The 12,054-nt window shown below is 54.9% G+C and carries 13 protein-coding genes and 1 tRNA gene; 8 read left to right on the forward strand and 6 right to left on the reverse strand.

The genetic code is table 11. The annotated features are described in order from the left end of the window. The first annotated feature begins 5 nt into the window (after nt 1–5). The 5 genes from WLY71_RS11650 (at nt 6) to WLY71_RS11670 (ending at nt 3,254) form a co-directional block, all read left to right on the forward strand. The gene (locus tag WLY71_RS11650) at nt 6–224 is read left to right on the forward strand and encodes a cysteine-rich CWC family protein (RefSeq protein WP_347803655.1); all 219 of its coding nucleotides are present in this window, start codon (nt 6–8) and stop codon (nt 222–224) included. A gap of 33 nt (nt 225–257) precedes the next feature. After that, nucleotides 258–950: a pseudouridine synthase gene (locus WLY71_RS11655; protein ID WP_347803656.1), complete on the forward strand. Its 693-nt coding sequence runs from the start codon at nt 258–260 to the stop codon at nt 948–950. A gap of 312 nt (nt 951–1,262) precedes the next feature. Further along, a complete protein-coding gene (locus tag WLY71_RS11660) occupies nt 1,263–2,147 on the forward strand; it encodes an alpha/beta fold hydrolase (protein WP_129441896.1) in 885 nt (294 codons plus the stop codon). Between the two features lie 180 nt (nt 2,148–2,327). Continuing rightward, nucleotides 2,328–2,401 (forward strand) — tRNA-Gly (locus WLY71_RS11665). Between the two features lie 292 nt (nt 2,402–2,693). Beyond that, the gene (locus tag WLY71_RS11670; RefSeq protein WP_347803657.1) at nt 2,694–3,254 is read left to right on the forward strand and encodes a magnesium transporter; all 561 of its coding nucleotides are present in this window, start codon (nt 2,694–2,696) and stop codon (nt 3,252–3,254) included. A 32-nt stretch (nt 3,255–3,286) separates the two neighbouring features. Here WLY71_RS11670 and WLY71_RS11675 read toward each other — a convergent pair whose 3' ends face one another. The 5 genes from WLY71_RS11675 to WLY71_RS11695 are packed head-to-tail and all read right to left on the reverse strand — an operon-like array spanning nt 3,287 to nt 8,324. Then, entirely contained in the window at nt 3,287–3,604 is a 318-nt protein-coding gene (locus WLY71_RS11675) for a cytochrome C oxidase subunit IV family protein (RefSeq protein WP_347803658.1), read from the reverse strand. 13 nt (nt 3,605–3,617) lie between these two features. Then, nucleotides 3,618–4,331: a heme-copper oxidase subunit III family protein gene (locus tag WLY71_RS11680; protein WP_347803659.1), complete on the reverse strand. Its 714-nt coding sequence runs from the start codon at nt 4,329–4,331 to the stop codon at nt 3,618–3,620. A 6-nt stretch (nt 4,332–4,337) separates the two neighbouring features. Next, on the reverse strand, nt 4,338–5,030 hold the full coding sequence (locus WLY71_RS11685; protein ID WP_347803660.1) for a cytochrome c oxidase subunit 3: 693 nt from the start codon (nt 5,028–5,030) through the stop codon (nt 4,338–4,340). Then, entirely contained in the window at nt 5,027–6,802 is a 1,776-nt protein-coding gene (gene ctaD, locus WLY71_RS11690) for a cytochrome c oxidase subunit I (RefSeq protein WP_347803667.1), read from the reverse strand. Before ctaD ends, WLY71_RS11685 begins: the two co-directional genes overlap by 4 nt. A 49-nt stretch (nt 6,803–6,851) precedes the next feature. Further along, nucleotides 6,852–8,324, reverse strand: a complete 1,473-nt coding sequence (locus WLY71_RS11695) for a c-type cytochrome (RefSeq protein ID WP_347803661.1) — start codon at nt 8,322–8,324, stop codon at nt 6,852–6,854. Between the two features lie 441 nt (nt 8,325–8,765). Between WLY71_RS11695 and WLY71_RS11700 the strand changes: the two genes are divergently transcribed. Next, nucleotides 8,766–9,107 (forward strand): hypothetical protein, encoded by a 342-nt coding sequence (locus WLY71_RS11700; RefSeq protein WP_347803662.1) that lies wholly within the window; start codon nt 8,766–8,768, stop codon nt 9,105–9,107. A 79-nt stretch (nt 9,108–9,186) separates the two neighbouring features. On the opposite strand, the gene tam is transcribed toward WLY71_RS11700, so the two are convergent. Beyond that, complete coding sequence (tam, locus tag WLY71_RS11705) at nt 9,187–9,957, reverse strand: trans-aconitate 2-methyltransferase (protein ID WP_347803663.1); 771 nt, start codon at nt 9,955–9,957, stop codon at nt 9,187–9,189. Between the two features lie 438 nt (nt 9,958–10,395). Here tam and WLY71_RS11710 point away from each other — a divergent pair, with 438 nt between their 5' ends. Beyond that, entirely contained in the window at nt 10,396–10,899 is a 504-nt protein-coding gene (locus tag WLY71_RS11710) for an inclusion body family protein (RefSeq protein WP_347803664.1), read from the forward strand. 124 nt (nt 10,900–11,023) lie between these two features. Then, entirely contained in the window at nt 11,024–11,563 is a 540-nt protein-coding gene (locus WLY71_RS11715) for an AidA/PixA family protein (RefSeq protein WP_347803665.1), read from the forward strand. The last annotated feature ends 491 nt before the right edge of the window (nt 11,564–12,054 follow it).

The raw sequence follows: 12,054 nt of genomic DNA on the forward strand, positions 1-12,054 counted from the left end.
CCGACATGATCAAGCCTTACCTCTGCCCGGCGTGCGGCGCCGCCAATGACTGTAGCCTGGCCGACCCGCGAACCGCCGATCGGGCCTGCTGGTGCTACGGCGTCAGCATCGACCCGGCCGTGCTCGAAGCGCTGCCGGCCGGACTGCGCGACATATCCTGTTTGTGCCCCGGCTGCGCTCAGGTCGAGGCGCAGTTGCAAGCATCCGCCCTGCCGATCACGTAAGATGCGCGGCCCGTTTCCCACCGACCTCTAGCCATGCGCATTGACCGTTTCCTCAGCAACCTGCCGCGCTTCAACCGTAAGCAGGTGCGTCTGTTGCTGGTGGAAAAGCGCGTCAGGATCGACGGAAAAGTCGTCAGCGACCCTCACGCCGAAGTCCTGGAATTCAGCCGCGTGGAAGTCGACGATGAGCTGCTGCAAGTCGGCAAGCCTGCACGCTACTTCATGCTGCACAAACCGTCTGGCTGCGTCAGTGCCACCCGCGATCCGCAACACCCGACCGTGCTCGACCTGATCCATGAGCCGGACAAGGATGAGCTGCACATCGCCGGCCGGCTGGATTTCAATACCACCGGTCTGATGCTAATCACCAACGACGGCAGCTGGTCGCGACGCTTGACCCAGCCGCAAACCAAACTGCCCAAAGTTTATTACGTCGAGACCGAACGGGACATCGGCCCGGAGTATGCAATCGCATTCATCGAGGGGCTGTACTTCGCCTTTGAGGATCTCACCACCCAACCCGCCGAGTTGGAGCTACTCGGGGCAAAGTCGGCGCGGCTGAGCATTGTCGAAGGTCGGTATCACCAGGTGAAGCGGATGTTCGGCCATTTCGACAACAAGGTGCTGCGCCTGCACCGCGAAAGCATGGGCCCGCTGGTGCTCGACAGCGCCCTGAAACCGGGCGAGTACCGCGCATTACGCACCGAAGAGATTCAATTGATCTAAGCAGGCGACCGCTCAGCAGAAGTTGTCGAACAATTTACGAAAGATACTTGCGCGATGACGTGACCCCTGCTTGAATCAGGACGTCGGCCGAAATGTGACCGGCGAGTCACAATATACTTCCAAGAAACTTTTTGCCGGTAGAGAACCCTCAGGTTCCGCCTCCCCCGGCAGACTGCCCGCCAATAACAATACCCGTCGACCGGACTGCAATGGATCGACATGGGCCTCTCAAATTCCAGGCGTATGCCTACCTGTCACAAAGCTCGTGCAATCTGATTTGCACGCATACCCGCTTGCCAGGAGTCTTATGACATGAGGCCAGAAATCGCTGTGCTGGATATACAGGGTCAGTATCGGGTTTACACGGAGTTCTATCGCGCAGACGCCGCAGAGAAGACCATTATTCTGGTCAACGGCTCGATGGCCACGACTGCGTCGTTTGCACAAACCGTGAAAAACCTTCACCCGCAGTTCAATGTGGTTTGCTACGACCAGCCCTACGCGGGCAAGTCGAAAGCCCACAACCTGCATGAGAAATTGCTGACCAAGGAAATCGAAGGGCAGATCCTCCTGGAGCTGATCGACCACTTCGCCGCCGAACACGTGCTGTCGTTTTCCTGGGGTGGCGCCGCGACCCTGGTCGCCCTGGCCCACCAGCCACGACGCATCGAGAAAGCCGTGATCAGCTCGTTCTCCCCGGAGATCAACGCGCACATGCTCGACTACCTCGAGCGCGGCATCGATTACCTCGGCAGCCGGGACGGTGACCGGGTCGGCAACCTGGTGAACAGCACCATCGGCAAACACCTTCCGACACTGTTCAAGCGCTTCAATTATCGGCACGTCAGTTCCCTGGCTGAGCATGAATACGGGCAGATGCACTTCCACATCAGCGATCTGTTGCACAGTGATCGCCAGTGCTTCTTCAAAGCCGCGGAGAAAATCAACGTGCCGGTGCTGTTCATGAACGGCGAATGGGACGAGTACACCGCTGCCGACGGCGCTCAACTGTTCGCCAACCATGTGCAACACGCTACTTTCACCACCCTGCAGGCCACCGGCCATTTTCTCGACATGGAACACAAAGCTGCTTGCCGAGATAGCCGCAACGCATTGCTGGGCTTTCTGAAACCTTCGCAACACGAAAGTCGACCGCGTTATCACTACGTCCAGGACCAACATGCATTGGCCATCTGAAACAGCGTCATCGCGAGCAAGCTTCGCCCTACAGTGTTGAATGCATTTCCTGTAGGAGCAAGGCTTGCCCGCGATAGACCGCCACCTGGCTGTGTTTTGTTTCACCTGCGCTAAAGTCGTCCCACGCAAAGAAAAACTTCATTTCCACGCGCACATCTGGTACAAAGTCAGCCGCTCTGAGCGGGTGTCGTATAATGGCATTACTCCAGCTTCCCAAGCTGATAACGAGGGTTCGATTCCCTTCACCCGCTCCAATCGAATTTGGTCTCACGTCAGGAGGTTTTGACGGGAGACGCAGGAACACAAAAACCGGTCCGTTGTGACCGGTTTTTTTGTGCCCAGAATTTGGGGTGCCGGGGAACCTGCCAGGAGCATCAGACCGCATGCTTCCCGTCCCCATGCCTGAATGATATGCAGTGCTATACTTTTTTATGGTTTGAATGAAGCGTACAGCGTTCCCCACGGGTACTGATACCGACTGCAAGTCTCGACTGGCAGCTGCAAGACAAAAAAGGTCTACGGCAAGCACGAGATGGGAGGTGTGGCATGAATCGACACTATTACATCAGCAACAATCTCGACGATCTTGAAGCCGTTGAAAATGAACTGGAAGCGAGCGGCATCAATTCCGAACAAATTCATGTGCTCAGTGAACACGTTGCCGAAGTTGAACAACATCACCTTCACGAAATTAACTCGTTAATGGAACAGGATGTTGTCCACTCTGGCGAAATTGGTGCAGTGATCGGTGTGCCACTCGCGGCGCTGGTTCTTGGCGGCGCCTATTGGCTGGGCTGGACCGAATCCGCCGCAGGCTGGATGCCTTTTATCTTTCTTGCCATTGTTGTATTTGGCTTCTGCATCTGGGAAGGCGGTTTTTTTGGTATCCAGGTGCCAAACACTCACTTCAGCAGTTTTAAACAGGTGGTATCAGAGGGAAAACATATTTTCTTCGTAGATGTCGAGCCGGATCAGGAGTCGTTATTGGACGGGGTTATCGGACATCACCCAACGCTGGAGATTGCCGGCACGGGAACTGCCGCCCCCCACTGGACAGTAGCCTGGCAGCACAAATGGCATCAGTTCAAGCGAGTGATCTCGGGTTAGACCCTGGAGACTGAAGGCCATCCGGAAGCTGCTTATTGGCCGAAGGAAATGACCCGACTGAGGAAAACATAGTCCGCCTCGGTGGCCATCAGTCCGACGAGTACCAGCAAACACAAAGGTGGCAACAGTATGGCGTAGACCAGGGCCAACCGTTCCCAGGCCATATGCATGAAGATGGAGACAATTAAACCTGCCTTCAACAACATGAAAGTGATAATCAGGGACCATCGAAGGTAACCCTGGAAGTGGAAATAGTCGACAAGGTACGACAGCGTGCTGAGGACGAATAACAGCCCCCAGATTTTAAGGTACAAGCTGATTGGATGTTGCTGACCCTGAGCATGTGCCATCACGCGTGCTCCTCTACCATAAATAGAAGAAAGCAAAAATAAACACCCACACCAAATCCACGAAGTGCCAGTAAAGCCCGGCTATCTCGACGTTCTGATAGTTTCCGGAGCGCTCATAATCTCCCCGCCATACTTTCAGCGCCACAATGCTGAGGTAGATGGCGCCGATTGACACATGCAGTCCGTGGAAACCGGTAATCATGAAAAAACTGGCTCCAAACTGCGCCGCCCCCATAGGGTTCCCCCAGGGACGCACCCCTTCTGCGATGAGCTTGCTCCATTCGAATGCCTGCATGCCGACGAAGGTCACACCCAAGGCAGCGGTCGCCAGCATCAGGGCAGCGGTTTTCGCACGATCACGGCGATAGGCGAAATTGACTGCCATGGCCATGGTGCCGCTGCTACTGATCAGCACAAAGGTCATGATAGCGATCAGAATAAGTGGGATCGCCTGACCGCCGATCGTCAATGCGAACACTTCACTGGGGTTCGGCCAGGCGGTGGTGATGGTCATGCGGACCGACATGTAGCCGGTTAAAAAACAGGTGAATATAAAAGTATCGCTGAGCAGGAATATCCACATCATCGCCTTGCCCCAGGAGACCTGCTTGAAAGCCTCTCTATCCGAGGACCAGTCGCTGGCGATGCCCTGCCATCCCGGTGCAGGCAGCGAGCTGGGTGGATTGGATGAACTGGACTCGCCTGGGGTGGTTGAATGCGATGCCATGGCTTTTCACCTCAGGCCGCAGAATCTGGCGATGGCTTCATAGGTTTCCGGTGTGCTGGTTAGCAGCGCGAATAGCACGAACCAAAGACCCAGTAAGTAATGCCAATAGATGGCACACAGTTCTACGCTGGTGCTGAGTTGCGGCAACGGCACGCGCTGCAGGAATTTAGCAACGATTATGCCCCAGGCTATGAGCCCGCCCAGCAGGTGGAGCGCATGCATGCCGGTCAACAGGTAGAAGAAGCTGTTGGCCGGATTGCTGGCGAGAAAGTACCCCCAGGCGACAAACTGCTGCCAGACCCAGAGCTGCCCCGCCAGAAAAGCAATGGCGAATACGCCCGCCAATGCAAAGCCAATCACAGTTGCACCCAGTCGAGCCTGTCGGGCCGCCATACGCGACCACTGCAGTGCGACGCAACTGAACACCAGAAAAGCCGAATTCAGCCATAACTGCCAGAGATTGGCTAACGGCGCCAAGGGCTCTGTCAGGGGTAGCCAGTCGTTCATTTGTGAACGGGCGATAAAGGCGAGCAAGAAGAGAAAGAATAGCGAGCTCACCACGACCAGAAATAAGCGCAGGCCTATTCTTGCGGTTTGGTTTCGATCGGCACCCTCGCCGGCCTGAATACCCTCCGGATCGCGATTCCAGCTGCCGCCGGGGTCAGCGCCGTCGGCGTTTCTCAATAGCAACTTGCTCATGTTTTAACGTCCGCTATCCTGATTCCGGCACTCAGTTGCCGCATGCGCTCCAGCTCCTCGGCGGAGACTGTTTGCGGAACGAAATCCTGTTCTATTCCCGGCACACTGTAGTCATAGGCCCAGCGATGCACGACCGGCAGCTTCGCGCCCCAGTTACCGTGTATCGGCGGGGTGTTCGGCGTTTGCCATTCCAGACTGGCCGCGCCCCAGGGATTACTGCCTGCGGGCTTGCCCTTAAACACACTCCAGGCCAGGTTGAACAGGAACAGCAGCTGGGAAACGCCAACGGCCAATGCGACCACCGTAATGAAGGCATTCAAATCTTGCGCCGACTGCGGGATGAACGCGTAGTTTTCATAGGCGTAGTAACGGCGTGGCATGCCCTGGAATCCCAGGTAGTGCATGGGGAAGAAGATGGCGTAGGTTCCCAGGAAGGTAATCCAGAAATGCAGCTTGCCCAGGGTGTCGTTCAACATGCGCCCGGTGACTTTCGGGAACCAATGATAAATGCCGCCGAACACCACCAGTACCGGTGCAACCCCCATCACCATATGAAAATGGGCTACGACGAAATAGGTGTCCGAGAGCGGAATATCCACGATCACATTGCCCAGAAACAAGCCGGTCAGACCGCCGACAAGGAAAGTGACGATAAAGGCCAGGGCAAACAGCATCGGCACGGTCAGATGTATGTCGCCCTGCCACAGGGTCAGCACCCAGTTGTAGACTTTCAGTGCGGTCGGCACCGCGATGATCAAGGTGGTGACGGCGAAGAAAAAGCCAAAGTAAGGGTTCATTCCGCTGACATACATATGGTGTGCCCAGACCACAAAGCTGAGTACGCCAATCGCCATAATGGCCCACACCATCATTCGGTAGCCGAAGATATTTTTACGCGCATGCGTGCTGATCAAGTCGGAGACCAGACCAAACGCAGGGAGAGCAACGATGTAGACCTCCGGGTGGCCGAAGAACCAGAACAGGTGTTGGAATAAGATCGGGCTGCCACCCTGGTGATCGAGCTGCTGCCCCAGCGAGATCATCGCCGGCATAAAGAAGCTGGTGCCCAACACCTTGTCAAACAGCATCATGACCGCACTGACGAACAACGCCGGGAAGGCCAACAAGGCCATGATCGAGGCCATGAAGATTCCCCATACGGAGAGTGGCATGCGAAACAATGTCATGCCGTGCGCGCGCGCCTGCAACACCGTGGTGACGTAGTTCAACCCGCCCATGGTGGTTGCGACAATAAAAATCGCCAGTGAGACGAGCATCAGGACGATGCCCCACTCGGTCCCCGGTGTCCCCTGAGTAATGGCCTGTGGCGGATAGAGCGTCCAACCCGCACCGGTGGGGCCGCCAGGGACAAAGAAACCGGCGAGCAACACTATTACCGCTAGCAAGTAGAACCAGTAACTCAGCATGTTGACATAGGGGAAGACCATGTCCCGGGCGCCCACCATCAGCGGGATCAGATAGTTACCGAAGCCACCCAGAAACAAGGCCGTCAGCAAGTAAATGACCATGATCATGCCGTGCATGGTCATCGCCTGATAGTAAGCACTGGCGTCCATGAACTCCAAAGTGCCGGGGAAGCCAATCTGTATGCGCATCAAGCCGGACAACACCACGGCGATAACGCCCACGAATATAGCCGTCAAGGAATATTGAACGGCTATGACCTTGTGGTCCTGACTCCAAATATATTTGGTCAGGAAACTCTTGGGTTCGTGCAGTGCTTCTGTTTCGGCTTGCTCCGCATAGGCCATCACGTCATCCTCCTGTCGAAGTTTCAGTGCATTCCTGGCTGCTTTACGACTACTTCCCTGGCTCCGCCTTGCTCGCATCAGCGTCGGCATTCGCTTTGGATTTGATAAAAGCGATCAGTGCGTTCAACTCCTGATCACTCGGGGTAAAGGCCGGCATGACGGCTGCGTAGCCCTTGACGATTTTGGCACCGGGATTAACAACCGAATCTTTTATATAGCCCTCATCGGCCTTTATCGTCGAACCGTCGGCAAGGGTTACGGTCTCGCCATACAGGCCCTGCCAGCTGGGGCCGATACCCTTGCTACCATCGACACTGTGGCAGGCCAGACAGCCGAGCGACTGAGCCAACCTCTGTCCCTGTGCCGCCAAGTCGTCACCTGGGCTCGACGCTTCGCCGGAAGTAGGTTCGTCGTCTTGCTGCCCGGCACCGAGTGATTTGATCAGGGCGACGAGAGCACCCAGTTCATCGTCATTGAGAGTATAGGCCACCATGACCGGCGGGTAGCCCTGTACCAGTCGGGCCTTCGGATCGAGGATCGACTCTTTCAGGTAGGCGTCATCGACCAGCACACTGGTGCCATCGGCAAGCTGTTCAGTGCGACCGTACAGCCCCTTCCATCCCGGGCCGAGGCTGGCACTGCCATCCTCGCTATGGCAGGCACTGCAACCGTGGTTTTCGACCAACAGGCGACCTTTTTCCAGCACGCTGTCCCGACTGGGCTTGGCAGCGGTCGTTAATGTCTGCGCAAAAGTCGGTTGGCTGTTCAGCCATTGATCGAAGGCGCCCTGTTCTTCCACGATCATATGGCCGCGCATGTTGTAATGGCCTACGCCACAATATTCAGCGCACAGGACTTCATATTTTCCGGTCTTGGTTGGCGTAAACCAAAAGTGCGACACCATTCCTGGCACCATGTCCATCTTGCTGCGAATTTGCGGCACATAGAAATTGTGCAGCACATCTTTGGAACGCAGTAAAACTTTTACCGGCTGATTGAGCGGAAGGCGAACTTCATTGTTTCTTATAAGTACATCGTCCTGCCCAGCGGGATCCTTGGGATCAAGGCCGAGGGGATTGACGGAATCAACAAACTTAATTTCCGACTTTCCCAATGTCCCGTCTTTGCCGGGAAAACGGAAGGTCCACTGCCACTGCTGGGCGACCACTTCAAGTTCATAAGCATTTTTCGGCACCCGGATGAAATCACTGTAATCAACCAGACCTGGCGCCAACATCGCGGCAATACCTACCGAGGTCACGATAATTAACCAGAATTCCAACTTTTTACTTTCTGGCTGGTAGGCCGCCTTGGCACCCTCCTTGTGGCGAAAACGCATCACGGCTACCGCCATAAATACCGTGATGGCAATGAAAAATATTCCGCTAATGATCAGGGTGATGAACAGGGTGGTGTCTATTGACCCCCAGTTGGAAGCTACCGGCGTCGCATGCCAGGGCGCTAATAGATGGAACAGCACTGATGCAATAACGATTAGTACAAGAATAATTGCCATTGCCATTTTGCTTTCATCCTATTCCTGTTACTCATCGGTATGCATAAGCATCGCCACAGAACAACATCGTCAAATCAATATTAATTTGACGCCAAAACAGGCTAGACAAATACCACCTATCTTCGTGGCAAAGTCCGCAGGAAGTATAGTTCATGGCCGGAACAAGCGCTTTCCCTGAAAAGCCTTGTTGCCTGGATATTCCAACTTCAGCGTCAACTTGATCACTTGAAACCTATTCGCTATATATAACTGTAACTATTCAGCAACACATCTCGCCTGAACGACACATCGAGTAAGCGAGGTCCGGTTGCCAGCTATAATCAGGTCAGATTACGGAAGGCAAAGATCGGCTAAAAGCGCCCACAAAGATCCTCGCCTATGCATAGCGGTCAGACAAGTGACGGCCAAGAGCTATAGAGTCCAGCCGTCCACAACGGAGATTTCGTCATGAGTGCCTTGACGATCGAAGGCTGGTGCAAAGTCAACGGAGAACAAAAGTCGACTCCGATGGGTGAAATCCATTTGTACGTCGATGGCCCCCTCCATCTGGGTCTGGAGCAAGCTGAAGAACGCCTGCAGAAGACCCATGAGCGTGAAGCCATGGTCGATGTCGACATGAGCACACTGGAATTGATCTTGCCAGAGGGATACGGCCCTTTGTCCGACTGCCAAATGCGCGTCTATATACACAACGAGCGCGGTCAGTTCCATTTGGTCGGGCATCGAGCGAGTGATGGAAGCTTGATCTATAGCAACGCGGTTTTGATTGATCAGCTGATTGACGCCTAGCTACGACGGAATTCTTGGCCATTGGTACGCGAAAGGGACAGACGAAAAGAGCGGGATCTGTCCCTTTTTCATTAACGCATCAGCGCGTCGCAACGATAAACAACCGTGGGAACGGCAGCAGCACTGAACCATCGGCCAACGGCGGATAGGCCAGTTCGATTGCCGCTTGATACTGCTTGAGATACTGCGCCCGCTCCGCCTCATCCAACGGATCAAGAAACGGCCGCAATCCGCTGCCCTTGAACCACTCGACCACACCAGACGCGCCGCCAGCAAGTGGATGATGGTAAGTCGTGCGCCACACATCGACACGGGAACAGTGGGCTCGCAGCATCGAGTAATAACCACTGGCATCTGCCATCTCCGTCCGCTGCCCGGCGGCGCCCGCCAGTTTGCCAACCCATGGACCATCGGCTGCAACTTCGCGCATCAAGCGATGCGAAGGTTCGTTGAGATTGTCCGGCATCTGGATCGCCAGGCTGCCACCAGACGCCAGCTTGCTCGCCAGTGCAGGCAGCAACTTCGCGTGATCAGGTAGCCACTGCAACACCGCGTTAGCGAAAATCACATCGAACGGGCCGTTTTCGTTCCAGGTATCAATATCAGCCGTATCGAATTGCGCCTGCGGCAAGCGCTTGCGGGCGGCGTCGATCATATCGGTCGAACTGTCCAAACCACGCACCGCGGCATTGGCGAAGCGATCAACCAGCAACTCGGTCGAATTACCTGGGCCGCAACCTATGTCGATTGCAGAGCGCGCTTCCACAGCGGGGATCGCGGCCAGCAGGTCACGGGCGGGACGTGTGCGTTCATCTTCAAAAGCGACGTATTGTTTGGCGGACCAACTCATTGCGTTCTCCTGTAGGTGCGTTGTTGTAGCAAGAGGCGGAAAACCGGTTCGCTACGATACCTCGACCGGTGCGCTCTGCCCTATCCGACCTATGGCGAAAGCGGTCAATTAACCCGCCAACACCCACGGGACCAAACGTACAAAGAAGATTTGAATGAGCATTTTTTTATCGCAAAATCTTCTGAAGTCATAACCAAACCGACCGTTCGTCGAACTAAAAGCCAAGCAATTTTGACAGCCTAAAATTCACATCTATAGTCCAATCGCGGCCCGTCGGAAGGAACCCGAACCCGTTAGTTTGCACGCAAGGAGCAAGGCCAGCTCATGCCCGTGACAGGTGGGTTCCGCCCGTAGTGTTTTCGCAACGGCCGTAAGGCAAGCAAGCGTTGTTGTGCCTGAAAAGTAACCAGGCATTCACTATGAACAAGGAGCTTTACTATGTCTCGAGTCACGGATGTACTTGTTTCAATCGACACTGAAACCATTCTGAAAAACTACCCGAACATCAGCAAAAACCCTGCCTCGCCGACATTAATCGACGTCAATCATGTGTACATGGTGACCAATCAGAACAACGTGGTCAGCGGCCAGGCCGGTGGCGAACTTAACTTGAGAGCCCAGGTAGGCGACTTGATTCGCTGGCGTGAAACCAGTCTGTCGCAGAGCTTCGAGACTGCAGTGATTTTCTACAAGTTCGTTGGCAATGTCGGCAACGAGTTGATCTCCACACCCACGCCCCGCAAGGCTACAGCGTGCGTTGCCGTCCCCAACACCAGCAACCCGTCGGTGCCGAGCTGCCAGAAAGTCGATAACCATTACTGGTCTTCGGAAACACTTTCGTGCGGTAGCGTGACCTACCACTTCCATTTCCTGATCGTTGATCGCGACTGCAAGATCGTAGGCTGCTGCTCGTGGGATCCGTTCATTACCATCCGTAACTGACGATGACCAGGCCCCTTGGCGACGAGGGGCCTACCGAGTTCGTTGCCGCTTCGGCCGGGACGGGATGTCTTGCTTGAACCGATGCGGCTGCCGTCTTGAATCAACATCATGAAAGGAATCCATGATGACTTCCGAACCGATTACCTCCCCCTCGACGAGTATCGCGCCAGCCAATAATGTGCTGCTGATCGTCGATGCCGAATCACTGCTTTCACGCTATCCGCAACCCAGTCTTGAGCCGCAAAACCCGACCGAAGTTGAAGAAGGTTTCATCTTCGCCATCATCGGTACAAAAACAACACAAATCACAATAAATGACAGCTTTATGACGCTTGCCGCCAGTAACGGAAAGAACTTCCATATCCGTGGCAGGACCGTCAGCTTGCTCGCCGAACACAGCGTGGTGTTCTACGAGATGTCTGTAGGTGATGCCGGGGTACTTTCACCGCCCGAACTGGTCGTCCACGCAAACCTGACAGTCCCCGCACCCGATCCCGAAAACCCGACCCAACCGGGCAGCCACACGGCCGATGATCATTATTGGCACTGCACGCAATTGGCGGCCGGGGTGGCAGCGTGCGAACTGAAATTCATGCTGATCAATAAAAGCTGCGAGGCATTGGGGTACTTCAGTTGGACGGTGGACGTGAAGTTGTCGGAGTGAATGGACTCCTAAAAACCGGCCTCAAGGGCTAATGCCAATCAGTTAAGGAACGATACAATCCGTAGCAGCTGGCGAAGCCTGCGTTTGGCTGCGCAGCAGTCGTAAAACCTGAGTTTGCGGTCTTCCTGAAATACCGCATCGTCTGATTTCACGACTGCTTCGCAGCCAAACGCAGGCTTCGCCAGCTGCTACGGATCGCGTTTTGGCTTAACTGATCGGCATTAGCCGCCACTGCCCCGGTATTTACCCATGCGAAATGAGTTTTACCGCCTGCACCTGGGCGCTCCTCGGGTTTATCAACAGCGTCTCGGCTGATCGTTCCGGGAACATCCCCAAATACCTGGCCGAGCTTCATGCTTCAGCCATGCATTACGTCCAGCCTCATCGACGGGAGGACCGCGTTTATCCTCGCGCTATCAGACTTAAATCACCGAAGTATCCGATCAGGAAGAAAAATGCCAGTCAGCTTAACTGACTGGCATTAGCCGTGA

This window comes from Pseudomonas rossensis, assembly GCF_039888995.1.
Classification (GTDB): Bacteria; Pseudomonadota; Gammaproteobacteria; order Pseudomonadales; family Pseudomonadaceae; genus Aquipseudomonas; species Aquipseudomonas rossensis.

Excerpts from the sequence above, each read along its gene's own strand:
- WLY71_RS11685 (WP_347803660.1), bottom strand. The coding sequence starts at position 5,030 with ATGAGCAAGTTGCTATTGAGAAACGCCGACGGCGCTGACCCCGGCGGC.
- WLY71_RS11660 (WP_129441896.1), top strand. The coding sequence starts at position 1,263 with ATGAGGCCAGAAATCGCTGTGCTGGATATACAGGGTCAGTATCGGGTT.
- WLY71_RS11680 (WP_347803659.1), bottom strand. The coding sequence starts at position 4,331 with ATGGCATCGCATTCAACCACCCCAGGCGAGTCCAGTTCATCCAATCCA.
- ctaD (WP_347803667.1), bottom strand. The coding sequence starts at position 6,802 with ATGGCCTATGCGGAGCAAGCCGAAACAGAAGCACTGCACGAACCCAAG.
- WLY71_RS11695 (WP_347803661.1), bottom strand. The coding sequence starts at position 8,324 with ATGGCAATGGCAATTATTCTTGTACTAATCGTTATTGCATCAGTGCTG.
- WLY71_RS11675 (WP_347803658.1), bottom strand. The coding sequence starts at position 3,604 with ATGGCACATGCTCAGGGTCAGCAACATCCAATCAGCTTGTACCTTAAA.
- WLY71_RS11655 (WP_347803656.1), top strand. The coding sequence starts at position 258 with ATGCGCATTGACCGTTTCCTCAGCAACCTGCCGCGCTTCAACCGTAAG.
- tam (WP_347803663.1), bottom strand. The coding sequence starts at position 9,957 with ATGAGTTGGTCCGCCAAACAATACGTCGCTTTTGAAGATGAACGCACA.
- WLY71_RS11710 (WP_347803664.1), top strand. The coding sequence starts at position 10,396 with ATGTCTCGAGTCACGGATGTACTTGTTTCAATCGACACTGAAACCATT.
- WLY71_RS11650 (WP_347803655.1), top strand. The coding sequence starts at position 6 with ATGATCAAGCCTTACCTCTGCCCGGCGTGCGGCGCCGCCAATGACTGT.
- WLY71_RS11715 (WP_347803665.1), top strand. The coding sequence starts at position 11,024 with ATGACTTCCGAACCGATTACCTCCCCCTCGACGAGTATCGCGCCAGCC.
- WLY71_RS11700 (WP_347803662.1), top strand. The coding sequence starts at position 8,766 with ATGAGTGCCTTGACGATCGAAGGCTGGTGCAAAGTCAACGGAGAACAA.
- WLY71_RS11670 (WP_347803657.1), top strand. The coding sequence starts at position 2,694 with ATGAATCGACACTATTACATCAGCAACAATCTCGACGATCTTGAAGCC.